Genomic DNA, 23,497 nt, shown 5'->3' on the forward strand with positions numbered 1-23,497 from the left:
GCGGCGGGCCCCAGAACATGCTGCGGACAGCGCGGTGGTGAGGCGAACCGTTCGCCTTCTGTCCATCACGCGCAGAAACGGCAGGAAGTCCATGCCCGTGCTCCCGCTCGCCCGGCGCTCCGCGACGGTCGTCGTCGCCGCGACCCTGATGGCCCTGGTCCCCGGCGCCGTCAGGGCCGATTCCCCGTCCCCCTCCCCGTCGTCCCCGGCCAAGCACGAAGCCGCCCCGATCAAGCACGAGGAATCGGGCGCGTACCTCGACGGCGGCACCGACACCTCGTCCGCCAAACCCCCCGCTCACACCACCAAGCCCTCGGGGGACCCGGCCTCGGCGCCCGGCAGTCAGAAGTGGTCCTACGACCCCGCCACCAAGCTCATCAAGAACGAGGCCAACGGCTGGTACCTCGGCAGCGGCGGCGACTCCTCCGCCGCCAAGGCGCCCGCCTACACCACCAAGTACACGGGGGAGGCCGCGGCCGCGCCCCCGCAGCTGAAGTGGACGTACGACGCGGCGACCAAACTCGTCAAGAACGAGGGCAACGGCTGGTACCTCGGCGCCGGGGGTGACGACTACTCCAAAGGCTCCGCGTACACCACGAAGTACACCGGAAGCCCGGCCTCGGCGCCCGCGCCGCTGAAGTGGTCCATACCGTCCTAGGCCACCAGTCCATGAGCGCGACCGTGGGGGTGCCCGCGCCGTCCGCCGCCGCGCGGAGGACGCCGGCGGGCGCGGCGACGGTGCCGGGGAGTGCCGCACCGCGCGAAAGCCGCTTCGGGCGCGCAGGCGGCCGTGCCCTGGTGTGCCCCTCGCCGGAGGGGCACACCAGGGTCTGCTGCCGCGTGGCTGGCAACGACGTCACGCTCACTGTTGAACCTCGCGCACCAGGCACCCCACCCTCCACGACCGTTGCTCACAACAGGGGAGTGCTCTCACCTCCATGCGCCCCCTCAACTTCACCCCGCTACCCCTTGTAGCTGCTCGGCGCCTCTCCGTAATGTCGGGGAATCGGAGCTTCCGGATCCTTTGAGGAGGTCGAGATGAAGCGCACCGCCCTTCTCGCGATGGCGGCCCTTGTGGTGCTGGCCAGCGGCGGGTCAAGTGCCACAGCCCACGGTGACCCGGGCACCGCCACCGTCCGCCCGAAAGAGCACGCGCCCAGAGCGGGCCTCGACGTCGGCGGCTTCGACCAGGTCTTCGGTGACGCCGTGGAGGTGGCACCCGGTGCCAACGGGCGCGCGACCGCCGTATGCCCACCCGGACGCGTCCCGGTCGGCGGTGGCGGGGAGACCTCCGCCTTCCGCATCTTCGTCACCGACTCCTTCGCCCAGGGCGCGAGCTGGGTCGCCCGCGGCACGAACACGGGCGACGCCGCCGAGTCGATGAGGGCCTTCGCCATGTGTGCGAACCGAGCGTGAAGCATGACCTCCTCCGGGCGGGTGCGGCCGGGACGCCGCCCGGCCGCACCCGGCACCCCGGAGCGGCGATGAGCCCCGACCCGCGCCGACGGAGCCGAGAAGGTCAGACCTCGCCGCGCCAGCCGCCGGTCTCGGTGCCGCGGGATTCGATGTACTCCTTGAACCGCTTCAGGTCCCCGGTGACCTGGCGCCGCGGGAACCCGAGCTTGTCACCGACGTTTTCGGTGAAATCGCCGGGATCGAAATCCATCTGCAGCATGACCTTGGTGGTGTTCTCGTCGATGCGGTGGAAGGTGACCACACCGGCCTGCCTGGCCTCACCGCCGACGGTCGTCCAGGCGACACGTTCGTCGGGAATCTGCTCGGTGATCTCCGCGTCGAATTCCCGCCGGGCGCCGGCCACCTTCGTGACCCAGTGGGTCAGGGTGTCGGTGCGCTGCTCGATCCGCTCCACCCCTTCCATGAACCGCGGGAACGATTCGAACTGCGTCCACTGGTTGTAGGCGGTGCGAACGGGGACGTTGACCTCGATGGACTCTTCGAGCTGCGACATCGGCGATTCCTTCCTTCGCGCTGTGTCCGGGCCCCGGGGACTCGCCGGGGTACGGGCGGCTGTGCCCGCCATCCGCCCGGCTACCCGCCCCCGCGCCGAACATGACCCCCGGAACGGAATGTCGTCCACCGGCTCCCGCGGCCGCGGTCACGGCCCGTGGCCGACCTCGCGCCCTGTCGGTCGGTCCCGCGCGGATGGACGCGACGGACGCGCGTCGGCGAAACCGGCGACACCTCAGCTGATCGGCCAGCAGCTGTACGCGTTGTAGGGAACGTTGTTGCAGGTATAGGACATGCCGTACACGCACCTGCCGATGTCGAACCAGTCGCCGGCGCAACACCCCCAACACGTGCCGTCCGCGTGGCACGACGTGTCACCGTCGCGACACGCGGGCTGCGCGGGGACACCGGCGGCTCCCTGCGGTCCGGCCGCACGGCCCGGCCCCCGCTGTGCCGGGGGAGAGGTGTGGATGCTCACCGGTTGCTGCGCAGGCCCGGGCTCCCGCCGGTGCTGCGGTGAGTGCTCACAGGGCGACGTCTGCTGCTGCGCGGCCCGCAGCAGAGAAGTGAGAACGGCGCACTCCGGTGTGCCGGTGTCTTTCAGTACGAGCTGGACGAAGGGGTGGGCGTGGTCGTCACAGGGCACGTGCCGGAGAGGTTCGACGCGGTCGATGAGGGAGACGGGGACGGTGACCCAGTCCTTGCAGGCGGTCCCCAGGGCGAACCGGATCGCGTTGGCCTCCTCGGCCGTCTTGGCCATGCCGGTCAGGGTCAGGGGGAGGGTGACGGCATCGGTGGTGAGGGCCTGGTGGAACTCTTCCCCGGAAATTGAGTTGTCCATGATGGGTACCTCGCCCAGGAAGACGGCTGTTGAGGAGGATTGTTCCCCTCGAACGGCTTGATCACTGCTCGCCGCCGACCTTGAGGAGGCACCCCTCCCCCACGGCGCTGCGGGCGGTGCCACAGGCTTCGCGTCAGCCTCGACGCCATGATGCGGCAACCCCTGCTCGACTGCTCCGGCGCTCCGGAGCAGTCGAGCAGGGGACATGCTCCCGGCGCAGGGGTACCGGCATGCCGTGCCGCTGCCCTGAAACAGCCGGCTTCCGAACAAGGACGGTCACTCGTGGGTCCGCCCCGTAAGGCACTCGTAAGGCTTCTGCCGTGTGGCAGCGTCACCCGATTCTCCCCTTTTATGTGGCCGCGCTGCGGGTAACCATCCCCCACATCCACTCCGAAGGACTCGTACCGCCTGGGGGCCGTGCCATGACCGTCGCCGCACTGCCGCTCCGACCCGTGCCCGGCCCCCGCGGCCTGCCCCTGCTCGGCCATCTCCCCGCCTTCGGCCAGGACCCCCTCACCTTCCTGACCCGGCTCCGCGAGAAGTTCGGCGACACCGTGACGTGGTCACTGGGTCCGAGGCGTAGCCTGCTGATCTCCCACCCGGAGCACATCGCTGAACTCCTGGGCGCGGTGGAGGTCAGCTTCGACACCCTCGAGATCGGCTGGACCCTCAAACAGGTCGTTGGCCAGAGCGTCATCCTCAGTCATGGAGACGACTGGCGCCGCAAGCGCGCCCTCGTCCAGCCGACCGTACGCCCCCGCCAGGTCCGCGCGTACGCCGCGACCATGACCGAGTGCGCACGCTCGTCGGCCGACCGGTGGAAAGACGGCGAACGGATCGACGTACGCGCGGAAATGGCCCTGATTACCCAACGCGTCGTGGTGCGGACCCTGTTCGGCAACGACCTGGGCGACCAGACCCGTACGCTCGCGGACGCGATGGCCGTGACCCAGCGGGAGACCGGGGCGGAACTGCGCGGCATCAGCCTCTTCCTGCCGCCCTGGGTCCGCACCCCGTCCCGTCGGCGGCTGCTCGCCGCCGTCGCGACCATCGACGCCGAAGTCGGCCGGCTGATCCGCGAGCGCCGGTCCGCCCCGGCGGACGCCACGCCGCACGACGACCTGCTCGGCCGCCTACTGGCCGCCCGCGACGAAGAGGGCCTGCCCCTGACGGCCAAAGAGGTCCGCGACGAAGCGGTGACCCTCTGGGCCGCCGGCCACGAGACCACCTCCACCGCACTGACCTGGGCCTGGTACCTGCTCTCGGCCCACCCCGAGGCCCGGGCCCGGCTGGACGAAGAGCTCGACCGCGTGCTCGGCGGCCGGCTGCCCACCATCGACGACTACGAGCAGTTGAGCTGGACCCAACAGGTCGTCAAGGAGACCCTGCGCCTGTACCCGCCCGTCTGGCTGCTCGCCGCCGTCGCCCGGCCGGGCTCCACTCTCGGCGGTACGCCCCTGCCGGCCGGGACGATCGTGTGGTGCAGCCAGTGGTCCACCCACCGTGACCCCCGGTGGTTCCCCGACCCCGCGGCCTTCCGCCCGGAACGCTGGCACCCCCAGGCCGCCGACCCGGTCCCCGACCACGCCTGGTTCCCCTTCGGCGGCGGTCCGCGCACCTGCCTGGGAGCCCGCTTCGCCCTGGTGGAAGCCGCCCTCGTGCTCGCCGCGACGGCCCAGCGCCACCACCTGGAATTCGACCCCGGCGAGGCCGCCGTCCAGCCCGGCCTGCTGCTCCAGTCGGCCGGCCCCCTGTACGCCACGATCCGGCGCCGGCCCACCGCCGGTTCGGCGACATCGGCTCCCCGCCCGGAGTAATAGGGGCGAAAGGGAAAACAGCGGACCAGGTGCACGGCCCGTCGAAGGCTCAAGGCAGACTCTGTATGTCGCAGTCCCGTACATCAGAGGATGACCCACGCATGATTACGCTCAAGAAGGAAGACGGCCCGGCGGATCTGGACGGAGTGACGCACCTGTCCATCGGGGTGTCCTGGGACCCCACCGCCGGCAGCAAGGGCGGAGTGCTGGGCGCGCTCCGCCGCAAGACCGGCACCGACCTCGACCTGATCGCCATCGCGATGCAGGGCGCGGACCCGGTGCGCCTCGCCGGCCTCGACTCCCTCGACCCCATGGGCAACGGTTCCCTGGTCCACAGCGGCGACAACCAGACCGGTCGCGGCGACGGCGACGACGAGACGGTGACGGTCGAGTTCGCGCGCGTCCCGTCCAACATCACGTCCATAGTCTTCGTCTCCGCCGCGTACAAGAAGGGCAGCTCCTTCCAGAACGCGCGCAACGTCAGCTTCAAGGTGTACGACGCCACCGGAGGCAGCACGCAGCAGGTCGCCGACATCTGGCCGAGTCTGCTCAGCAGCGACAACGGCTGCGCCGTGGCCAAGGCCGTGCGCGTCGGCGACAGCTGGAAGCTCGAGGTGATCAACGTGACGGGGAAGATCAAGCAGGGCGACGAGCACGCTCTGATGCGCTTCGCCATCAGCAAGTAGCGCGAGTCCAGGCGGCCCGGACACCGGTGGGTGTCCGGGCCGCCTGTCGTTGAGGGTGACCGACGCCCCCTCCCGGCGCACTGGCTGACGCTCCTTCAATGCTTGCGCTCCGAGCATGCACCAGCGACAGGACGCAGACATTGATGCGAAATACGCATGCCATTTGATAAGGTGCCGGGTATGGGGCTGGAAGAGTCGCTGCGGCTGACCGTGGCCGCGTTGATGCAGGCGACGGGGGAGTCGCAGCGCGCGGTCGCCTCGGTGCTGGGGCTGACGCAGACGCAGGTGTCGCGCCGGCAGTCGGGCGCCGCGTCGTGGACCCTGGACGATGTCGACGCCCTGGCCGTGCACTACGAAATCGGCGCCCTCGACCTGCTGGCGGGCCCCACGCGGGCGTGCGAGGCCCTGCCCGCCGGCCGGCACCGACCTACCGCAACGAAGAAGAGGGGGCGGTCCGGTGAGTGACTTCGACGCGATCGACTCACTGCTCGCCGCCGTCGGCCCGGAGGCCGGGCTCCCGACGATGGAGCGACGTCAGGAGTTGCGGGAGCGGGCCCGGTTGTCCAAGGCGCAGGTGGCACGTGCGCTCGGCGTGAGCCCGAGCACCGTCGCCGGATGGGAGAGCGGCCGGGACCCCTCCGGTGACATCCGGACCAAGTACGCGTACCTGCTCGACGGCCTGGCCGCCAAGTTCACCGATGAGACGCAGCCGGAGGCCGTTCCCGTCGCCCCGTCAGCCGGCGACCCCGGCGAGCCGGCGCCGGAACCCGCCGAGCAGGCCGGCCCCGCGGAGGACGGCGACGGCGATGAGGTGGAGACCCTTACCGTGCCGGAGCCGTGCGTGCTGTGCGGGAGCCCGGCCAGGCAGCGGGTGGAGGGGTTCGCTCAGCACCTGGACCCGGCCGACTGCCGGACGACGGCCCCCCCGGTCACGGCCGCCGCGCCGCCCGCGAAGGCGCCCGTACCACCCGAGGCTGTGGGGGCCGGGCGTCCCCCGGCGCGTACGGTGCGCCCCTCCGAGCGTTCCCGTGGCCCGGCCCGGCGTGCGTTCCAGGAGCCGTCCGGCCCGGTCGATCTGATCGGTCAGGCGGTGCGGGGCGCGCTGGCCGAGCACGACGGCGACGTCGAGGCGGCCACCGCCGCGTTGCTGAAGCGGGCGATTCCCGATGCGATGCGGCTGCTGGACGAGACGCGCAAGGGCGCCCGGTACGACATCGTCGCCCACCCCTGGATCCCCGAAGTCCTCAGGAAGCAGACCTCCCGCGGGGCGGACCAGGTCTGGGAGGCCCGCCCCAAATGGACCCGCCACGAGCTGCCGCCGGGCCGGCACGAGGTGACCGCGCTCGACGTCAACGGCGCCTACCTCTCCGCTCTGAAGACCCACCTCCCCCTCGGCCAGCTGGAACACTCCACCGGCTTCGCCCACGACCGCCGCCGCGCCGGCGTCCACCTCATCACCCCGCCCGCGTGGGAACACGAAGCGGTCCTGCCCAACCCCATCGGCAACCGCGACGAGCCCGGCCCGCTGTGGGTGACCGAACCGACCCTGCGCCTCCTGCTGCGCCTGTCGGGCCCGAAGTACGGGTGGTGCGAACCCCCGGAGATCCACGAGTCCTACACCTCCGGTGCCACGGAGAACCTCCTGGAAAAGTTCCGCGTCGCGCTCAAGGACGCCCGCGACACCGCGATCGAGCAGGACGACGAGGTCACTTTGGAGTACGTGAAGGCGATGTACTCGAAGTTCGTCTCGACGATGGGGGAGTCGAACTACAACCGGGAGCTGTACCGCCCGGACTGGATGCACATCATCCGTTCCCAGGCGTTCTCCAACCTGTGGCTCAAGGCCCTCAAGGCCCACGAGGAGGGCCTTCCGGTCGTGCGCGCGATGGGCACCGACGAACTCCATGTCATCGGCGACTGGCGCAGTGTCTTTCCCGAAGGCCGGGGCGTTACCGAAGTGAAGGTCAAGGACACCTACACCGCCGGAACCGACGCCGGAACTGACGCCGGCTCGGACGACAGCTCAGGGGAGGAGGGGGATTAATGCCGCAGAGGAACATCGACTTCGGGAAGTTCGGCGCCCGTGGCATCAAGGGCAGCGAGGCCGTCGCCCGTAAGCTCGACGAACTCGCGGGCGGCATCGCCACCCCGGTCACCGCCAGGCGCGGCCTGATGGCACGCCTGCATTACCTGACCAGGTCCGGCAAGAGCCGTCAGGCCGCCAGGGACGCCGGCTTGACGGTCACCGACCGGACGCTCAAAGCGTGGCTGGAGGGCAAACGGTCGCCCACGAAGGCCAACCTGGAACGGATCGACCGGGCCTACCGGTCGGTCCGCCGCCAGAACGTCGCCCGGCACCTCCTGGCCCGTCTCAACCGCGAAGGCCGTGGGACGAGGGTGGAGATCCACCCTCTCAACCAGTCCCAGGTGCCCCGCCCCCTCCAGCGGGTGGTGGAGTACCGGACGATGAACGTACGCCGGTGGGACCGCATCGTCGACACCTGGGCCGCCGACGACCCCCAGGGCCTCGACGACGCCTGGGGCGACACGATCGTGGACCTGGGTTCGCAGTGGGGCCAGTACGAGTACGTCACCAACATCGGCTTCGCCGCGTAGCGGCCCACTTCCGGGCCGCTCGCCGTTCCGGGCGCAGGAGCAGGGGCCCGTAGGGAGCACTGCTTTCCGTCAGGCGGCCCCGAACAGATGGCCCCGGACAGCCGGCCCCGGGCACATGCCGCCGGGCCGGGAGCCATGAAGGCTCCCGGCCCGGCGGCAGGCAGTACCGGCGGCGTCGCCCCTGTCACAGACGCGCGGGCTCAGCCGCTTCCACGCGGTCCGCCGCGCTCCGCTCCGGCCGCCGCGCCGCCGGCGTCGAGGGACGGCGAACGAGCAGCAGCGCCACGATGCCGCCCAGCACCCCCAGCGCGCCGGAGACCAGGAAGGTCTGCTGCAGCCCGGTGGCGAACGCCTCATGCACCAGGCGTCCGACCACGGCCCGCTCGGCGGGGCCCGCCTGGGCGATCACGGCACCCGCCTGGCCTCCCGCCAGGGCGTCGGCCGTCGCGGCGGGATCCGCCACGGACGCCGTTCCGTGGTCCCGGAGCGCGCCGGTCATCCCGGCGTGGAAGACGACCCCCAGAACGGCGATGCCCAGGGCGTTTCCGAGCTGACGCGCGGTGTTCACGGCACCGCTGGCCATGCCCCCGCGCTCGGGGCCGACGGACGCCAGTGCCGCGGACGCCAGCATGGGGGTCGCGAGGCCGACGCCGACGCCCGTCATCGCCAGGCCCGGCACCAGGACGGTCCAGCTCGACTCCGCGCCGATCGTGGCCTGGAGGAACGCGCCCCCGCCGATCAGCAGCAGCCCCGGGCCGACCGTCCAGCGCGGCGAGGCGCCGTGCAGGAAGCGCCCCGACAGCGACGCGACGAGGAACGCGGCCACACTCATGGGCAGACACGTGAGCCCGGCCGTGACCGGCCCCATGCCGCGGACGGACTGGAGCCACAGCGAGGTGTAGGCCAGGTACGAGAACGCGGCCACGGACAGCAGCACCGCGGCGACCATGAGCCCGGAGAAGGACCCCTGGCGGAAGAGCGTGAGGTCCAGCAGGGGCTCCCGCCGGCGCTTCTCGACCACCAGGAACGTGAGCAGTGCCACCGCGGCGAGGGCGAAGAGGCCCAGGGTGGTGGCCGAGGTCCAGCCGTGCTCGCTGCCCTTGATCAGGGCGTAGGTCGCGGCTCCCGCCGCGACGGTGAAGGCCGCCATGCCGGGCAGGTCCACGCCCCGGGACCGCCGGGCGGGTGTCGCGACGACGTACCGCAGGGTCATCACGATGGCGAGCACGCTGATCGGGAGGTTGACGAAGAAGATCCAGCGCCAGTCCAGGTGCTGGGTCAGCAGACCGCCCAGGACCGGCCCGGCCGCGGACGCCGCGCCGCTGACCGCGCCCCAGGCGCCGAACGCCACCCCCCGGTCCCGGCCCTGGTAGATGCTGCTGATCAGCGCCGTCGTCGTGGCCAGCATCGCGGCCCCGCCGATGCCCTGCACGCCGCGGAAGGCGATCAGGGCCAGCGGTCCCGTCGCCAGCCCGCAGGCCAGCGAGGCGAGCGCGAACAGCACCAGGCCCGCGACGTACACCTGCCGGTGACCGACGCGGTCGGCCAGCGCACCGACGCCCAGCAGCAGCGCGGCGAGCGCCAGCGCGTAGACGTCCATCACCCACTGCAGGTCCGCGAAGGAGGTGCGCAGGCTCTCGGCCATGTCGGGCAGCGCCACCACGACGATCGTGACGTCCACCAGCAGCATGAACGTTCCCAGGCACACCGCTACGAGCGGCAGCCACTTACGCATCCGAACCTCCAGAAACCCGTCACCGAACAAGAAGGGAGCGGAGCCGCGCCCCCGACCGGGTCGAAGCTCGCACCCGCCGGGCGGTTTCCAGAACCCACCCCCGCTCTGCTGACGGAATCCGACACGTTCGCCGTATGAGATGCTCGAAAACATGACCGACCACGGGTTCGACCTTCTCGACCGGCAGCTGGTCCAGGCTCTGATGATCGACGGCCGGGCCGCCTTCAGCCGCCTCGCCGCCGTCCTGGACACCACGGACCAGACGGTGATCCGCCGCTACCGACGGCTCCGCGGCGCGGGACTCCTCCGCGTGCTCGGCCTGCCGGTGGGCGAGCGCGTCGGCTTGTTCGAGTCCAGGCTGCGCATCCAGTGCGTCCCGGGCTCGGCCGTCGCCATCGCCGAGGCGCTCGCCCACCGCCCCGACACCGGCTGGGTCAAGATCTTCTCCGGCGGCTCCGAGGTCGGCTGCATGGTGAGCTCACGCACCTCGGAGGACCACGAGGCCCTCCTGCTCCGGAAGCTGCCCCGCACTCAGCAGGTCACCGGGGTGTCGGCACAGAGCCTGCTCCACCAGTACGCCGCGAGTTCAGGTCACTGGATGGGGCCGGCCGAACTCGACGAACAGCAGATCCGCGCACTGCAACCGCCGGCGTCGAGTCAGGAGGACACCATCCGCCTCGACGACTCCGACCACGCGATGCTGTCCGTGCTCGCGCGGGACGGCAGGGCGGGCTACCCCGAGCTCGCGAAGGCGACCGGCCGTTCGGAGTCCACAGTGCGGCGCCGGCTGGAGTACCTGCGCGGCAGCGGCGCGCTCTCCTTCGAGGTCGAGATCCTCCCCGTCCACCTGGGCTTCCGGACGGAGGCCACGCTCGCCGTGACCGTGGCCCCCGGTGACCTGGCCGAGGTCGGCCGGGCGCTCGCCGACCACCCTCAGGTGCCCTTCGTCGCGGCCACGACCGGCGCCTCCAACCTCGCCGCGACGGTGCTCTGCCAGGACCAGCGCGCCCTGTACACGTATATGACGGAAGGGATCGGCGCGATCGGAGCCGTACACCAGCTGGAGGTTCTCCCCGTGCTCCGCCACGTCAAACGGGCGGGCCTGCTCAGTGACGGCAGCCGGCTCTTCGACCCACCGCGCTGAGCCGCCGCCCGGCAGGCGCCCGGCGCGGGCCGGTGCGCAGATGCCCCGCGTGACGGCAGGTGTGATCCCTCTCCTTGCCCGGGCGGCCAGGCCCTGATGAGGTGAGCGGATGCGTCCCGCCGTCCTTCTCACCGTCTGCACCGTTACCGCCGGAGCCCTGCTCGTCGCCGGCTGCGGATCGCAGAACGCCGCCTCCAGCCCCCGCGCCGCGTCCGGTTCGCCGACGTGCGCCCCCCGGCCGCCCGCCGACGGGACTGCCTCCGGGCCGAAGCGGGACCAAGTGGTCCTCCTCGACCAGGGCTGTGGCGCGTCACCCAGCGCCCGCACCGAGTTTCAGGTCACCAACACCGAGACCGAACCGCTCACCTACACCATCACCTTCACCTTCCTGGACAACTCAGGGCGGGCCATGGACAACACGCGGCAGACCGTGGCGAACGTGGCGCCCGGCCGGACCGTCCAGCGCACCGTCGAGCCGGGGAGAGGCGAGGGCGGGCGCGTGCGCATCACCCAGGTCAGGGCGGTCCCGGCGGACGAGGCCCCCGCCACTTCCGCGGAATGCCCGCGTTCCGGGATGCGCGTGACGGCCGATGACGGTGACGCCGCCATGGGACTCCGCGCTGTAGGGCTGCACCTGACCAACTGCGGCACGGGCGTCGTCCGCGTGAACGGCTACCCCAGCCTCCAACTCCTCGACGAAACCCGGAAGCCGGTGACCGGCGTGCGGATCCTCGACGGCACCGCCGAGATCTCCACCGGCGGCCCGGACACCTCGCCCTCGCCCGTCACCCTGCAACCCGGTGAGAGCGCGTCCGCCTCCCTGATGTGGCGCAACACCACGATGTCGGGCACCCCCGTGAACGCCCCCTACGTCCGGGTGAAAGCGACACCGGGAGCTCCGCCCGTCGTCGTGACACCGGAACTGGACCTCGGCACCACCGGCAAGCTCGGCGTCAGCCCCTGGTCGAAGGACAAGCCGCGCACGCGGTGAAGGAACGATGAACGAACACGGACGCCGGAGCCGCGGGCCGTCAGCCGGCCTGTGCCCCGGCAGCGGCGTGACGGGGGCGGGCAGCGGCCCCCATCGCCGCTGAAGCGGTGGAGATCGTCTCATCGAGGACGTCGCGCGAGCGGATCAAGTCGGTGATCAACCGATTGATGCGGTCCCGTTCCTCCGTCAGCTCGGTGACCAGCAGCGGAGTGGCGACCTCGGAAGGACCGCCGTCCGCGTCACGCATGCACGGCAGCAGCCTGGCGATCTTCTTGCTGTTGAGCCCCGCGGCGTAGAGGGCCTGAACGCGGATGACCCGGTCGACCGCCCACTCGCCGTAGTGCCGCTGACCACCGGGAGTACGCTCGGCCTCCAGCAGCCCCTGCGTCTCGTAATAGCGCAGCGAACGCTCGCTCACCCCGCTGCGCCGGGCCAGTTCACCGATCCGCATTGCCCACCTCACCCGCTCGTCCCCGACTTGAACCTGACACTGGTGTTAACTTCTACCGTATCGGCATGACGAACACAGCAGCGCTTTCTCCCCTGTTTGAAGCTTCCCGGCTCGGCCCCCTGCACCTGCCCAACCGCCTCGTGATGGCACCGCTGACCCGTAACCGCGCCGGCGCGGACGGCGTCCCGCAGCCGATCATGGCCACGTACTACGCGCAGCGCGCCTCCGCGGGCCTGATCATCGCCGAGGCCGCTACGCCGAACGCCGTGGGGCAGACCTACCCCAACATTCCCGCGATCTACAACGAGGCACACGTGGCCGGATGGCGGCAGGTCACCGACGCGGTGCGGGCTCAGGGCGGCCGGATGTTCCTGCAACTGCAGCACGGCGGCCGGGTCGGTCACCCCGACAACAGCGGCCTGATGCCCGTCGCACCTTCGCCGGTACCGCTCCCGGAGACGATCCACACCCCCAGCGGGCGTCAGGACGCCGTCGTCCCCCGGGAGATGACCCTTGAGGACATCCACTCCACCGTGGCCGATTTCGCCGCGGCCGCCCGCAACGCCGTGGACGCCGGCTTCGCCGGAGTGGAGGTGCATGCCGCCAACGGCCAGCTCCTGCACCAGTTCATGGCGCGGGGCACCAACCGCCGCACCGACGCCTACGGTGGCACGGTCGCCGGCCGCATCCGGTTCGCCGTCGAGGTGGTCCGGGCCGTCGCCGAAGCGATCGGCCCGGAGCGGGTGGGCCTGCGCATCTCCCCGGGAGCGAGCTTCAACGGCATCGTCGAGGGAGACACGGGGAGCATTTACCCGGCCCTCGTCGAGGCACTGGCGGACACCGGCCTGGCCTACCTGCACCTCGTGTTCGCCGACCCGGACCAGCCCCTCTTCCAGGACATCCGGAAGTCCTGGCCGGGCACGCTGATGGCCAACCCGGTACTGGGCTGGGGGGAGCCCCTGCCCGCCGACGGCGGGCAGCACGCCGGCGAACGGCTGCTGACCGCGGGAGCCGACCTGATCTCCCTGGGCCGCGCGTTCCTGGCCAACCCCGACCTGGTCGAACGGCTGCGCACCGGCGCACCGCTCAACCAGGTACGCGACCGGCACATGATGTATGTGGGCGGCGAGACCGGATACACCGACTACCCGACGCTGGCCGCCACCCGGCCCCGGGCCGCGGCACCCGAGCTCGTCGGGTCGTCACCGCGGTGACGGGCTGACAGCACGCGGCCCGGTCTCCGGTCGCCGGCGGGACACGCCATCCGCCGTGGCCGCATCACACCCGTAGCCGTTTCCGCCAAAGTACGCGAACCCCTCCCCGCCGCTGCCGTTCCGCGCGGATCGCCTATAGCCTGCGGCGTGGTCACGGGCCCGGACACGGGCTCCGGGCCGTACGGCATGTACGACTCATGATCCATGCGCTTCCGTCACTCGACGCAGGAGGACACATGAAGTCGCACTACCGTCTGCCGGGCATCCTCGCGGCAGCCGCAGCGATGCTGCTCACCTCCGGGATCACCAGCGCTTCCGCCTCCGCCCCGGACAGCAAGCCCGGTCCGAGCGGGACGCAGGCGTACGGGTGGGTCCGCAACGCCAACAGCGCCCACTGCCTGGCCGTTCCCGGTGGCAGCACCGAGAACGGGGCCGGGCTCATCCAGTGGGGCTGCGGCAGCTGGAAGGACCACTACTGGCAGTTCGAGCACGCGTTCAACAGCGGAGGCCGCGGCTACTACCGCGTCAGGAACCTCAACAGCGGTCAGTGCCTGGCCGTGCCGGGCGCGAGCAAGACAGAGGGTACCCAGGTCATCCAGTGGCCTTGCGGCACGTGGGCCGACCACTACTGGGGTATCGACTACACCAGCGGCGGCAAGCGCCTGGTGAACTGGAACAGCGGCCAGTGCCTCGCGATCCCGGGCGCCAGCCGTGCCCAGGGCGAGAAGGCCATCCAGTGGCCCTGCGGCACCTGGGCCGACCACTACTGGAACTTCTGAGCCCGCCCGCACCCACGACGGACCGTGCCCGGTGGACTCGTTCCACCGGGCACGCTCAAGGTGCCCGGCCGGGGCCGTCCAACGCCTGACGGGCGCCAGGAAATTCGGTCGCGGAGGCCGCCCCGGTTCTGCAGACTCCGGCCTATGGACCGTTTGACGGAGATCGCCGACCGGCTGGCAGGAATCGGCGGCATCGCCGGGGTGTGCCTGGGCGGCAGCCGGGCCAGAGGCACGCACCGCCCCGACTCCGACGTCGACCTGGGTCTGTACTACCGGCCGCCGCTGGACACCGCCGCCCTGCGCCTCCTCGCGTCCGAGCTGACGGGCGAGGATGTCGAGGTGACGGAGCCGGGCGGCTGGGGGCCGTGGGTGGACGGCGGCGCCTGGCTGACCATCGACGGCCATCACGTCGACTGGATCTACCGCGATCTGGACCGGGTGCACCAGATCTGGCAGCACTGCCGGGCGGGCCGTTTCGAGGTAGGAGCCCAGGCCGGCCACCCGCTGGGGGTGTACTCCCACGCGTACGTCGGCGAGCTGGCCCTCGGGCGCGTCCTCGCCGACCCCGGTGGTGAACTCCAGGCTCTGCGGCAGGAGGCGCGCCACTATCCGGAGCCGCTGCGAGCAGCACTGATCGCCAACGCGCAGTGGGAGACTCCGTTCATCCTGGCCGCCGCCCGCAAGGGAGCCACCGGCGGCGACGCCTTCTACGTCGCCGGCTGCCTCTTCCGCGCCGTCGGCCTCCTCGTCCACGCCCTGCACGCCCACGCCGGCCGCTGGGTGCTCAACGAAAAGGGGGCCGTGCGGGCTGCGGGAGAACTCCCGGCTGCTCCACCGCGTTTCGCCGCGCGGGCCCACGCGTTGTTCGCCCCGCCCGGCACAACCCCGCACGCACTCTCCGCCGCACTCTACGCGGCGGACGAGCTGACCGCCGCGGTACTCGGAGCCGTGACCTGAACCGGCCCGGCGACCGGGCAGGGGGCCGGTGGGGCGCAGGCCGGGGGAGTGGCGAACCGCGCCCGATCACGGGGACGGGGGGAGTTGTCCGCGCACCCATGCGGGGTCGGGGTTGACGTGCGGCCGGCCGGCCACCATGACGGTCGGGACGGTCTCGTTGCCGCCGTTGACCGCCCTCACCGCGGTCGCCGCGGCCGGGTCGCGCCAGATGTCGACCCAATGCAGCCGGCGAGCGCCGCGACCCAACCGGAAGCGCAGGCGCAGGCAGTACTTGCAGCCCGCGCGCCAGTAGACGATCGGCCGACCGTCGACCGCACTGCGGCGTCGCGCCTCCGCCGCACTGATCGACCGTGGGAACGCCAGCGGCGAGTGCAGCGCCGCGAGCAGGACGAACGCCGGCAGCAGTGCGATGGCGGCGCCGGGGAGCCCCCTGACGGCCGACGTGGTAGCGACAAGCACACCGCAGAGGACCAGCGATATCGGCAAAATCCAGGCGCGCATCATGATCACGCAGGCTATCGGTTCTCTGTGTGGTTCTCTGTGCGCAGAGGAGCCCGGGGCCGGCCCGCTGAGCCCCTCCGCGCGTCAATGTCCGTTGGCTCTCAGCGGCGCGTGCGGTAACTCTTGCTGCCGGCCGCCACGTACTCCGACCACGTGGCGACGTCCTTCGAGTCCGGCGCCCGGAGCTTCGGGGCGACGCCGTAGTCGGAGAACTCCTCGGTGATCCGCTGGTCCCCCTTGGACGTCCTGCCCTTCTCCTCCTCCTTGGCGATGAATCCGTCCTTGTCGACCCAGACGTCGATTTCCGCCTTCTGCGTGCCGGATTCACCGGTCTGCAGGACGTACACGTCCCGATAGTCCTTCGTCATGGCCGGACCCTCGTAGTTCTTCAGGTCGGCGAGGACGACGGTGCCCCGGTAATGGTCGGTGACGCGCCCGCCCACCGTGTCCCCGCCGACGTGCTTGAGGTCCTTGGAGACGGCCAGCAGGGCGCCGACCCACTTCTTCACGGAGCCCCCGACGCGTCGGTAGGCGTTCTCCTTGGGCGGCGTCGACGGCGAGGCAGCCGGCTGCTCAGCCTTGGCGGCGGGCTCGTCCGTGGTGAACCAGGACTTGCCCGGCACGTCCTTGGTGGCCATGTACGACACACCGTCCACGGACAGCATGTGGGTCTCGGCCGTCTTGACTTCGGTCGCCTCGGGTTCGTTCTGGAAGACCATCTCGGCGCGGGCCTCCGGCTCGTCGCCGGTCTTGCTGGTCTCGACGGTCCGGTAGGAGTTCTGCTGCGCCATCTTCGCCACCGCGGCCTTCAGCACCACGGGCGCGTCGGCACGCTTGCCGGCCGCCGCGCCGCCGGGACGTGCGGAGGAGCCGTCCTCGGCGTCCGCCGCCTTCGTGTCGTGACCGCCGCAGGCTGCCAGGCCCATCACCAGAGCGGCGCTTGCGGCCGCCATGACGCTCTTACGGATCGCCTTCACGGCCTATAACGTCCTTTGTCAGTCCTGAATAAACAAGGGGAGACTATCCCTTTTGCCGCAGCTCATTCGAATCTTTTGTCGAGCGGAGCGGACGCGCGGTCTCGCCGGCGGGCGCGGGCGCGGGCCCTTGAGCGGGCGGGGGGACGGTGCGGAGGAACGGCTGGTCGCGAGGCGCGACGGCGTCAATCGGCCCGGCGGCCCGGAGCACGGCGTCCAAGGCACGCTGCGGGTCGGTGGTGTACATGCCGCTGGCCCAGGCGGCATTGGCTTCGATCACCGCCCATCGCCCGTCGGCTGTGCCCACGTCCACCACGATGGCGGAGGGAAGGGTGGCTGCGCATCCGGCCAGCAGTTCCGCCCCGAAGGCGGCCGCGTCCTTGTGCAAGGGGCCCAGGCTCAGCCGCCCGTGCTGCGCGTACCGGCTGCCGGCGTGGACGCTTCCGTCCAGGAGGTACAGCCGGTACTCGGCGGTGAACTCCACCACGTCGCTGACCAGTACCGGTGTGTGCGGATCCACCGCGTCCGGGCCGGGCAGCCGTGACCCGTCGGAGTAGACCCGCGCCGGTATCCGCTTGTCGTTGGGCGACTTGACGAACGCCGGCCGGCGCAGACCGTAGGCCTCACGGATCGGCACGAGGATGATCTCGCGCCGGGTGTACTCCCAGGGCACACGAGCCAGCCAGTCCTCGGGTGCCTCCAGCAACCCGATGCCCAGCGCCGGCGCCACGGCGTCCGCGAAGCCGGGCCCGGCGTGCAAATGGCTCGCACTCAAGCCGACCGGTACGGCGAACGAAGACAACTGCACAGTGGGCACACCTCGGCGATGAGCGGCGTCACGCAGTGTCTGCGCGGAGGTAGTGAGCCGGGGCGGCAGAACGAGAGTCATAACCTCCGATCATGGCCCACGGCCGGCAACGAGCCCGCACCGGTGTCCCGGTGCTCGACCCCGTACGTTGCCCTACGCTCCGCGTACGCGCGGAGCGCCACGAGAAGCAGCGAGGCCAGTACTCCTTCCGCTACCGTCCGGACCATCGGTCAGACACCAGGTCCGCACGCTCATGGCCCAGAATCGGGAAGCGTGAGTCAGCGCGCGTGAGGTTGCGGCACACTCGCCAAGTGATCGTTTTGCAACCCGTTCTCGAAATCTACGCCCCCGACGACTTCGACCTCTGGCCGGTCGCCGAGCTCCAGCCGTACGACTTCCTGCCCCTCAGCGGCGCGCTCGGCCCGGCCGAAGTCGGTACGGCGATCATGCGCATCGCCGACTGCAACAACGTCGACGCCGAGGACGACGCCGAGGACGACAACAGCCCACCGCCGCCCGCCGACCCGATCGACTCCTTCCTGCACGGGCTGCTCACCATGGACGACCTCTTCGCAGCCGGGGGCCTGCGGGTCACGGACACCACCACCGGCACCACCTTCCTGCCCGGCTGCTGCAACGGGCTCGAAGAGCGGCATGACTGGCTAGAGGTCCTCGACGGCGACGGCCGGGCTTCCTTCGGTCACGACCCCTCCCCACTCGCCGAGCGCCTCGGCGACACGGTCCGATTGACCGTCGACGCCGAGCAGGACGACAGCCCCGTGATCGAACTCCCCCTCGCCGAGCTGCGCCGCCTGCTCGGCGCGGCGGAGCGCGACCTGGCCGACTTCCTCCACCTGGCCGCCGACTGGGCCGCGCAGCACCTGCCCGACCACGCCGCCTCGGTCACCGCAGCCCTCGCACGCGCCCTGGTCCTGCCGGGACACCACAGCTAGCGCCTGTCGGGAAAGCGCCGGCCACAGCCACAGGTCAATGTCTGATCGACGCCGGCGTGATCCGTCCCGTCGCCCACACTATGGACAGCCACTCATTGAGCGGCTGGCCAGGTGGTCGATGCGGCTCAGGTGTTCGACCCAGTCCGGACCCATCTCCCGGTGCAGTTTTTCCTGTGCCCGGAGGAAGTCGCCGCCCTCGGCCGGCGCCCAGGGCCGTGTGCGCTCTGTTTCGATGGCTGCGGCCAGAGCCGGCGGGTGCTGCCACCGGCCCTCGGGTGAAAGCGCGTTGTCGTACCGCGGTCTTCCTTCTCCACGCCGCAGGACAGCGACGTAGTCGGCCAGAGCATGCTCGTCGACGAGCTGTGCGAGATCGAGCATGCCCCGGTAGGACTGATCGGCGTTGGCCTGTACCGTCAGACGGCCGCTGCCGCGTTCCTTCACCTGCTCGTGATATCGGTGGACGATCCCCTGGTTGCTCATCGCCTCCGCCACGCCCATGGCCAGCAACTCGACGCGAAAGCCGCACTGGCGATAGGCCCGCATCGTCCCGGCGACCGCTTCGCCGTCCTGCGAGGTCTCCTGGATGACGGCGTTGACCCCGTTCTCACGCACGTACTCGTGGGCCTGGTCCATCCACCGCCGGCCGTCCGCCCGCGTGTAGGCCGCCATCAGCTTGTCGTCCTGCCGCATCAGCTGGGCGTACTGGGGGTGGTAGGGCTTGTAGAGATCGCTGTCGACGTCGATGAAGCCACCGCGCTTGTTCAACGTGCCGACGAGCATGTGGGCCACCCGCGTCTTGCCGGCGCCGGGCTGACCGAGGAGGACGACCACCGTGGGGGTCGCCTGGGGCGTCCGGCCCGATAACTGCTCCGGGACGATTCCCTCCGCGAAGATTCTTCGGTTCTCCGCCTCGGGCAGGAGGTAACGCGCGACATCCGGTGAGGTCACGCCTGGTCTCCCACCTTGGTGGGCCAAGGACGCGTAGTGCTGACGAACCCTCGCGATCTCCGCGTGGTCACTCGGGTCCAGAGCCTGACGGACACGGGCACACTCATCCCGCCGGTTTCGCCGATCCGCGATGACCACCGGGTCCGGCTCCGGCTCGGCCTCCTCGGCCGCGATCCGCGCGCTGTAGGCGCCGACCGCACTGTTGATCGCTTCGATCGCGGCCTCGTAGGCCACGGACTCCTCACTCGACCACGGGAAGCCAGTGATCGAGGAGATCACCGAGTCGTCCGAGGGCTTGGACCTGTTCATGTGTCTTCCTCTCACACAGCGGTGTTCTCACTTCACCGGCGGGCTGGGGCCCGACCTGACCGGGAGTCGGTGGGCGCTGACCATGCCCGGTACAGGCGTCTTCCGAGAGGTGGACCGGCCCGGGCGTCGACGGTGGGCCATGGTGCACGCGTCGCCGGCGTCCGGGAGCGGTACTGCCCCCGCGGCCCAGCCGACGCCCCGGTCGCCGCCGAGGGCGTTGTCAGTGCCCTGCGCTACGGTCGATTCCCCCGGTCAGGGGTGCACCGTTCCCGCCTGGCCTCTATCTCAGGCCAGGCGGGAACGGTCCGGCACGCGCCCCTTTGTTCTCGGCACGGGGGCGTGCCCTCTTCCGGATGGAAGGGCGACACCAAGGTGTCCTGTCTCCATATGACGGGCTCCCCGAGGGGATTGCAAGGAAAACCGGGAACTTCGCCCGCGATGTGCCCTCGGCGTGTTCTACGTGCACCGGAATGGTCATCTCCGGCTCCACAGCTGACCGCCCACGACATCTAATGTTCCGTGATTTCACGATCACATGGCGTAACGCGTCATGCCGGGGTCATGCTGAGGCCCCCTCAACCACGGTTCGGCACCCGCTGGTTGAACGGGACCCCTGTAGACGGGGTCTCCGGATGGCTGTGGCATGACACGAAAGGACAACTATGGAAACCAGGAAGATAGCCATGCTGTTGGCGCTAGCCGTGATGGTGTTCGCCTGGAGCACGGCGATGGCGGTGATGGGTCACGTAACGCTGATCGCCTCCCTGGCCCCCGTACTCGGCCTGACCGTGACTCAGGTCCTGCGCGGGTTCCGCTCGCACACCGCGCAGGGGCACCGCGGGGCGGCGGTGCCCGACAAGGAGGACGGCGCCCCGTGACCACGTCGTTCAACGTGCCGGGGCCGGCCCCCGAGCCGGCCCCGGTCCGCCCCGGCCGCAAGCTCGGCCCCATCGCGGTCACGGTCAGCAGCTCCCATCGAGCCTGGCTCGATCCGACCCGCGAGCGCTACCTCGCCAGCGGCCGCACCCTCAGCGAGCTCAGCCACCGCGTCCCGCTGGCGAAGTCCAAGCTCTCCGAGCTGCTGCGCGGCGTGGGCCACTACCCGCGCTGGGAGGTCATCCACCGCCTGGCCACCGAACTGAACATCCCCGGCTGGCCCCTGTACCGGCTGTGGCGGCAGGCGGCCCTGGACGCTGGCAAGAGCCGGGACTGGGTCAATCGTTCCACCGACGGGACCATCGCCGTGGCCACCGCCCAGTCCGGGCCTCCCCTGGAACACGGCGCCCTGCGCTCCATGGTCGAAGCGGACTACCGCCGCTACGCCGAAGCGTTTCTCCAGGGCGACCCCTGCGACTCGGCCCTGGAGGACGTCTTCGCCATCCTGTGGCTGTCCTTCGACGACGCCCTCGCCAGCCCGGACATCCGCCGTTACGCCTGGAACATCCTGCGCGCCACGGTGAAGGCCAAGGCCGACTACCGGGACCAGCGGCCCGTACTGGGCGACGCCGCCTTCGACACCGTCGCCCTGCGCCGGCAGACCTCTGCAGCCGGCCAGGCGGCGCAGCTGGCGGAGAGCCTGGAGCTGTTCACCGCGATCAGCAAACTGCCCGACGCCCAGCTCGACGTCATGGTGCTGCGGCGCCTGTGCGGGCTCACCCCCGAGAAGGTCTCCGACATCCTCGGCCTTCCCCTGGCCGCTGTACGGTCCGACGAACGCCACGCCGAACGCTTCCTGGATGACACCATCGATCTGCTGCCGCCCCAGACCGGAGGCCCCACACCATGACCACGTTCGACGACATCCTGTCCAGGGCACTGCTCGCCCCCGACCGCGCCGTGCCCCGCGACACCGTCCCGCCCCGCGCGGCCGCCCCGGGCGCCCGGCCGGCGGTCACACCGGGCCGGACGCCGAACGCGTCGGCGGCCGCGGCGGAGGACCTGCGCGCGCTGTGCGAAACCCTGGTCACCCACACCCCCACCACCGCGGTCGCCCGCTTCGTCACGGATCAGGTGCCCGCGCCGCGCAGCGCGCTGGTCCTGGCCTGCGTCCTGCAACTGACCGACACCGACGACGGCGCCCGGTTCTGGTGGCAGTACGCCGCCGGGGCCGGCCAGCCCGCCGCCGCCTACTGCCTCTACCTCCACCACCTCGCCCTCGGCGAGACCCACACCGCCCGCTGGTGGCACCACCAGACCGACTACACACACACCTCAGCCGCTCCCGCGCACACCACCTTTCACCGAGACAACAAACCCGTCATCCTCCACCACAACGACCGGGCCCCGACTACCACGATCCTGAGCGTCCTGCGCCGCCTCGCCCAACACACCACTCGCCCCCGCTCCGCCGTCGTCACCGAGCTCATGGACTACATGCCCACCGCCGTCGCGGTCGGCTACCTCCGCGAACCCGAAAGCGAGCTGCCCCTGCCCGGCCCTGACTTCGCCCGCAAGATCCGCGCCCTGCTGGACACGGCCGCCGACCGGCCCGACGCGCCCAGCGACCTCCCGGCCCGCCCGCACACTCGCCAAGGGCTCCGGCGGGACGCCTCCCGTTCCGCGATGTGTGTCCACCGTCGGGTCGACGAGGCCGCGGCCCACTGACGGAGTGCCGCGCCCCCGGAACTCCGCCCGGGGGCGCGATCGCCGGTCAGACCGTGGCCGGCTGAGGTTCCTCAAGGGCGTCGGCGACCCTTCGCGCCATCGCCCGCAGACGCGGCGGCAGGGACTCCAGCGATGTCCGGTCGCCGCAGAGCCGGGCCTTGAGTCCGTGAAGGCACGCCTGGGCCCATAGCTGCTCGGGCTCCTCCTCGGGGTCCTGGGCCACTTGGGCGTGGTACTGCCCTGTCAGAAACCCCATGTGGTGCCTCGCGTCTTCCGGGGCGGGCCGGCCGAGGACGCCGTCCAGGTAGGCGTGCTCAGCGGCTTGCGGGCCGGCTGTCCGGTCCTGCTGCCGGCGGGGCTGGAGGTAGCGCTGGAGGGTGTCCCTGCCGGCGCCCTCCCGCTCCATGTACGCGGCGATCAGCATCGAGGCCGTGTCGAGGGTGTCCGCCGCGTCCGTGGCCCGGTGCAGCGCCATTCGCTTCCCGTCGCGCACCAGGTCGGGCGCCGTGTAGCGCAGCGCGTCGCTGCAGTGCAGGACCGATTCGGCAACGAGCTGGTGGACCGCATGGCGCAGCGGTTCGGGCAGAGGAGTGTCTTCCATGGCCGCACGCTATGGCGCCGCGTGCCCGGCGACGACGCGACAAGCCGCCCGATCGGCCAAACAGGGCGGGCTTCCGGGGGCTGACGTTGTTCTTCGCCTTCGGCCTCGAACAGTGTCTCGAACTGAGTCGCCATCTGGCCCATCAGGTTGCCCTGGTCACCGCGGGCCTCGACGCCCGGACCGGCCTGCTCGGGGGCTCACCCTCCCGGCCTGGAGGCCCGCGCCTCCTGGCGGCGGCCTCGATCCCCTCCTTCAGCGCTGTTCGAGGTCGATTACCTCACTGTCGAACACGCGAAAATCTATGTCGGCTGGAGTAGACGTTGGGCGGTGGTGTGACTATGGTTTCTCTCATAGCCCAGAGAGACCGCAGGGCCTGGCAGAGATGAACTGCCGGCAGTAGTACCCGTAGTTGCAGTGCGCAGGACGGTGCGGCGGTGGAGTTCCGAAGCCAGGGTTGTTGCAGGACGGTGACGGGGCTGACGGCCGGACCGGGTGGCCCGCAGTGATCAGGGGCCGCCATGAGCAGTACCCAGCAGTGAGGTCAGTGAGCAGCACCTCGGTGAAGGCGTCGGCTGCGGGCGCGCGCACCGGGAAGTCCGG

General features: G+C 70.9%; 25 protein-coding genes. 16 read left to right on the plus strand and 9 right to left on the minus strand.

The features are described from left to right. Positions 1–91: 91 nt before the first annotated feature. Positions 92–658, plus strand: a complete 567-nt coding sequence (locus tag ABZ951_RS02220; protein ID WP_344084647.1) for a hypothetical protein — start codon at positions 92–94, stop codon at positions 656–658. A 380-nt stretch (positions 659–1,038) separates the two neighbouring features. Beyond that, positions 1,039–1,416 carry a hypothetical protein gene (locus ABZ951_RS02225; protein ID WP_344084644.1) on the plus strand — a complete coding sequence of 126 codons (378 nt, stop codon included), beginning with the start codon at positions 1,039–1,041 and terminating at the stop codon, positions 1,414–1,416. A gap of 103 nt (positions 1,417–1,519) precedes the next feature. Here ABZ951_RS02225 and ABZ951_RS02230 read toward each other — a convergent pair whose 3' ends face one another. Both ABZ951_RS02230 and ABZ951_RS02235 read right to left on the minus strand, forming a co-directional pair. After that, positions 1,520–1,969 carry an SRPBCC family protein gene (locus ABZ951_RS02230; RefSeq protein WP_344084641.1) on the minus strand — a complete coding sequence of 150 codons (450 nt, stop codon included), beginning with the start codon at positions 1,967–1,969 and terminating at the stop codon, positions 1,520–1,522. Positions 1,970–2,203: 234 nt separating this feature from the next. Then, the gene (locus ABZ951_RS02235) at positions 2,204–2,809 is read right to left on the minus strand and encodes a hypothetical protein (protein ID WP_344084638.1); all 606 of its coding nucleotides are present in this window, start codon (positions 2,807–2,809) and stop codon (positions 2,204–2,206) included. 422 nt (positions 2,810–3,231) lie between these two features. On the opposite strand from ABZ951_RS02235, the gene ABZ951_RS02240 reads away from it, so the two are divergent. The 5 genes from ABZ951_RS02240 to ABZ951_RS02260 all read left to right on the plus strand — a co-directional run bounded on the left by ABZ951_RS02240 (position 3,232) and on the right by ABZ951_RS02260 (position 7,928). Continuing rightward, the gene (locus ABZ951_RS02240) at positions 3,232–4,626 is read left to right on the plus strand and encodes a cytochrome P450 (protein ID WP_344084635.1); all 1,395 of its coding nucleotides are present in this window, start codon (positions 3,232–3,234) and stop codon (positions 4,624–4,626) included. Between the two features lie 101 nt (positions 4,627–4,727). Then, positions 4,728–5,312, plus strand: a complete 585-nt coding sequence (locus tag ABZ951_RS02245; protein WP_344084632.1) for a TerD family protein — start codon at positions 4,728–4,730, stop codon at positions 5,310–5,312. A 180-nt stretch (positions 5,313–5,492) separates the two neighbouring features. Continuing rightward, positions 5,493–5,777: a helix-turn-helix domain-containing protein gene (locus ABZ951_RS02250; protein ID WP_344084629.1), complete on the plus strand. Its 285-nt coding sequence runs from the start codon at positions 5,493–5,495 to the stop codon at positions 5,775–5,777. Continuing rightward, entirely contained in the window at positions 5,770–7,356 is a 1,587-nt protein-coding gene (locus ABZ951_RS02255; RefSeq protein WP_344084626.1) for a helix-turn-helix transcriptional regulator, read from the plus strand. Before ABZ951_RS02250 ends, ABZ951_RS02255 begins: the two co-directional genes overlap by 8 nt. After that, positions 7,356–7,928: a transcriptional regulator gene (locus ABZ951_RS02260; protein WP_344084623.1), complete on the plus strand. Its 573-nt coding sequence runs from the start codon at positions 7,356–7,358 to the stop codon at positions 7,926–7,928. The genes ABZ951_RS02255 and ABZ951_RS02260 overlap by 1 nt, the downstream gene beginning before the upstream one ends. 184 nt (positions 7,929–8,112) lie before the next feature. On the opposite strand, the gene ABZ951_RS02265 is transcribed toward ABZ951_RS02260, so the two are convergent. Then, the gene (locus ABZ951_RS02265) at positions 8,113–9,663 is read right to left on the minus strand and encodes an MFS transporter (RefSeq protein WP_344084620.1); all 1,551 of its coding nucleotides are present in this window, start codon (positions 9,661–9,663) and stop codon (positions 8,113–8,115) included. A 151-nt stretch (positions 9,664–9,814) separates the two neighbouring features. Between ABZ951_RS02265 and ABZ951_RS02270 the strand changes: the two genes are divergently transcribed. Continuing rightward, positions 9,815–10,807 carry an AsnC family transcriptional regulator gene (locus ABZ951_RS02270; protein ID WP_344084617.1) on the plus strand — a complete coding sequence of 331 codons (993 nt, stop codon included), beginning with the start codon at positions 9,815–9,817 and terminating at the stop codon, positions 10,805–10,807. Positions 10,808–10,916: 109 nt separating this feature from the next. Next, positions 10,917–11,798 carry a DUF4232 domain-containing protein gene (locus tag ABZ951_RS02275; RefSeq protein WP_344084614.1) on the plus strand — a complete coding sequence of 294 codons (882 nt, stop codon included), beginning with the start codon at positions 10,917–10,919 and terminating at the stop codon, positions 11,796–11,798. A 40-nt stretch (positions 11,799–11,838) separates the two neighbouring features. Here ABZ951_RS02275 and ABZ951_RS02280 read toward each other — a convergent pair whose 3' ends face one another. After that, positions 11,839–12,249 carry a MerR family transcriptional regulator gene (locus ABZ951_RS02280; protein ID WP_344084611.1) on the minus strand — a complete coding sequence of 137 codons (411 nt, stop codon included), beginning with the start codon at positions 12,247–12,249 and terminating at the stop codon, positions 11,839–11,841. A 65-nt stretch (positions 12,250–12,314) separates the two neighbouring features. Between ABZ951_RS02280 and ABZ951_RS02285 the strand changes: the two genes are divergently transcribed. From ABZ951_RS02285 to ABZ951_RS02295, 3 genes are all read left to right on the plus strand, one after another. Further along, positions 12,315–13,463: an alkene reductase gene (locus ABZ951_RS02285; protein WP_344084608.1), complete on the plus strand. Its 1,149-nt coding sequence runs from the start codon at positions 12,315–12,317 to the stop codon at positions 13,461–13,463. Positions 13,464–13,699: 236 nt separating this feature from the next. Further along, positions 13,700–14,242, plus strand: a complete 543-nt coding sequence (locus tag ABZ951_RS02290) for an RICIN domain-containing protein (RefSeq protein WP_344084605.1) — start codon at positions 13,700–13,702, stop codon at positions 14,240–14,242. Between the two features lie 144 nt (positions 14,243–14,386). Beyond that, complete coding sequence (locus tag ABZ951_RS02295) at positions 14,387–15,199, plus strand: nucleotidyltransferase domain-containing protein (RefSeq protein ID WP_344084602.1); 813 nt, start codon at positions 14,387–14,389, stop codon at positions 15,197–15,199. Positions 15,200–15,265: 66 nt separating this feature from the next. Here ABZ951_RS02295 and ABZ951_RS02300 read toward each other — a convergent pair whose 3' ends face one another. From ABZ951_RS02300 to ABZ951_RS02310, 3 genes are all read right to left on the minus strand, one after another. After that, positions 15,266–15,703 (minus strand): glutaredoxin domain-containing protein, encoded by a 438-nt coding sequence (locus ABZ951_RS02300; RefSeq protein WP_344084752.1) that lies wholly within the window; start codon positions 15,701–15,703, stop codon positions 15,266–15,268. 98 nt (positions 15,704–15,801) lie between these two features. Then, positions 15,802–16,677: a hypothetical protein gene (locus ABZ951_RS02305; RefSeq protein ID WP_344084599.1), complete on the minus strand. Its 876-nt coding sequence runs from the start codon at positions 16,675–16,677 to the stop codon at positions 15,802–15,804. Positions 16,678–16,720: 43 nt separating this feature from the next. Further along, positions 16,721–17,563, minus strand: a complete 843-nt coding sequence (locus ABZ951_RS02310) for an ATP-grasp domain-containing protein (RefSeq protein ID WP_344084596.1) — start codon at positions 17,561–17,563, stop codon at positions 16,721–16,723. Between the two features lie 230 nt (positions 17,564–17,793). Here ABZ951_RS02310 and ABZ951_RS02315 point away from each other — a divergent pair, with 230 nt between their 5' ends. Then, positions 17,794–18,435 (plus strand): hypothetical protein, encoded by a 642-nt coding sequence (locus ABZ951_RS02315; RefSeq protein ID WP_344084593.1) that lies wholly within the window; start codon positions 17,794–17,796, stop codon positions 18,433–18,435. Positions 18,436–18,513: 78 nt separating this feature from the next. Here ABZ951_RS02315 and ABZ951_RS02320 read toward each other — a convergent pair whose 3' ends face one another. Beyond that, positions 18,514–19,692: a zeta toxin family protein gene (locus tag ABZ951_RS02320; RefSeq protein WP_344084590.1), complete on the minus strand. Its 1,179-nt coding sequence runs from the start codon at positions 19,690–19,692 to the stop codon at positions 18,514–18,516. Positions 19,693–20,354: 662 nt separating this feature from the next. On the opposite strand from ABZ951_RS02320, the gene ABZ951_RS02325 reads away from it, so the two are divergent. The 3 genes from ABZ951_RS02325 to ABZ951_RS02335 are packed head-to-tail and all read left to right on the plus strand — an operon-like array spanning position 20,355 to position 22,296. Further along, on the plus strand, positions 20,355–20,570 hold the full coding sequence (locus ABZ951_RS02325) for a hypothetical protein (RefSeq protein WP_344084587.1): 216 nt from the start codon (positions 20,355–20,357) through the stop codon (positions 20,568–20,570). Continuing rightward, on the plus strand, positions 20,567–21,478 hold the full coding sequence (locus tag ABZ951_RS02330) for a sigma-70 family RNA polymerase sigma factor (protein WP_344084584.1): 912 nt from the start codon (positions 20,567–20,569) through the stop codon (positions 21,476–21,478). The genes ABZ951_RS02325 and ABZ951_RS02330 overlap by 4 nt, the downstream gene beginning before the upstream one ends. After that, positions 21,475–22,296: a hypothetical protein gene (locus ABZ951_RS02335; RefSeq protein WP_344084581.1), complete on the plus strand. Its 822-nt coding sequence runs from the start codon at positions 21,475–21,477 to the stop codon at positions 22,294–22,296. Before ABZ951_RS02330 ends, ABZ951_RS02335 begins: the two co-directional genes overlap by 4 nt. Positions 22,297–22,342: 46 nt before the next feature. Here the strand turns inward: ABZ951_RS02335 and ABZ951_RS02340 are convergent, their stop codons facing one another. Beyond that, a complete protein-coding gene (locus ABZ951_RS02340) occupies positions 22,343–22,897 on the minus strand; it encodes a hypothetical protein (protein WP_344084578.1) in 555 nt (184 codons plus the stop codon). Between the last annotated feature and the right edge of the window lie 600 nt (positions 22,898–23,497).

The organism is Streptomyces sp. NPDC046215, from assembly GCF_040646215.1.
In the GTDB taxonomy this organism is placed as follows: Bacteria; Actinomycetota; Actinomycetes; order Streptomycetales; family Streptomycetaceae; genus Streptomyces; species Streptomyces stramineus.

Coding starts and splice junctions, on each gene's coding strand:
- ABZ951_RS02260 (WP_344084623.1), top strand. CDS start 7,356: ATGCCGCAGAGGAACATCGACTTCGGGAAGTTCGGCGCCCGTGGCATC.
- ABZ951_RS02275 (WP_344084614.1), top strand. CDS start 10,917: ATGCGTCCCGCCGTCCTTCTCACCGTCTGCACCGTTACCGCCGGAGCC.
- ABZ951_RS02265 (WP_344084620.1), bottom strand. CDS start 9,663: ATGCGTAAGTGGCTGCCGCTCGTAGCGGTGTGCCTGGGAACGTTCATG.
- ABZ951_RS02320 (WP_344084590.1), bottom strand. CDS start 19,692: ATGAACAGGTCCAAGCCCTCGGACGACTCGGTGATCTCCTCGATCACT.
- ABZ951_RS02235 (WP_344084638.1), bottom strand. CDS start 2,809: ATGGACAACTCAATTTCCGGGGAAGAGTTCCACCAGGCCCTCACCACC.
- ABZ951_RS02340 (WP_344084578.1), bottom strand. CDS start 22,897: ATGGAAGACACTCCTCTGCCCGAACCGCTGCGCCATGCGGTCCACCAG.
- ABZ951_RS02280 (WP_344084611.1), bottom strand. CDS start 12,249: ATGCGGATCGGTGAACTGGCCCGGCGCAGCGGGGTGAGCGAGCGTTCG.
- ABZ951_RS02245 (WP_344084632.1), top strand. CDS start 4,728: ATGATTACGCTCAAGAAGGAAGACGGCCCGGCGGATCTGGACGGAGTG.
- ABZ951_RS02285 (WP_344084608.1), top strand. CDS start 12,315: ATGACGAACACAGCAGCGCTTTCTCCCCTGTTTGAAGCTTCCCGGCTC.
- ABZ951_RS02270 (WP_344084617.1), top strand. CDS start 9,815: ATGACCGACCACGGGTTCGACCTTCTCGACCGGCAGCTGGTCCAGGCT.
- ABZ951_RS02225 (WP_344084644.1), top strand. CDS start 1,039: ATGAAGCGCACCGCCCTTCTCGCGATGGCGGCCCTTGTGGTGCTGGCC.
- ABZ951_RS02295 (WP_344084602.1), top strand. CDS start 14,387: ATGGACCGTTTGACGGAGATCGCCGACCGGCTGGCAGGAATCGGCGGC.
- ABZ951_RS02230 (WP_344084641.1), bottom strand. CDS start 1,969: ATGTCGCAGCTCGAAGAGTCCATCGAGGTCAACGTCCCCGTTCGCACC.
- ABZ951_RS02335 (WP_344084581.1), top strand. CDS start 21,475: ATGACCACGTTCGACGACATCCTGTCCAGGGCACTGCTCGCCCCCGAC.
- ABZ951_RS02250 (WP_344084629.1), top strand. CDS start 5,493: ATGGGGCTGGAAGAGTCGCTGCGGCTGACCGTGGCCGCGTTGATGCAG.
- ABZ951_RS02290 (WP_344084605.1), top strand. CDS start 13,700: ATGAAGTCGCACTACCGTCTGCCGGGCATCCTCGCGGCAGCCGCAGCG.
- ABZ951_RS02300 (WP_344084752.1), bottom strand. CDS start 15,703: ATGATGCGCGCCTGGATTTTGCCGATATCGCTGGTCCTCTGCGGTGTG.
- ABZ951_RS02325 (WP_344084587.1), top strand. CDS start 20,355: ATGGAAACCAGGAAGATAGCCATGCTGTTGGCGCTAGCCGTGATGGTG.
- ABZ951_RS02240 (WP_344084635.1), top strand. CDS start 3,232: ATGACCGTCGCCGCACTGCCGCTCCGACCCGTGCCCGGCCCCCGCGGC.
- ABZ951_RS02310 (WP_344084596.1), bottom strand. CDS start 17,563: ATGACTCTCGTTCTGCCGCCCCGGCTCACTACCTCCGCGCAGACACTG.
- ABZ951_RS02220 (WP_344084647.1), top strand. CDS start 92: ATGCCCGTGCTCCCGCTCGCCCGGCGCTCCGCGACGGTCGTCGTCGCC.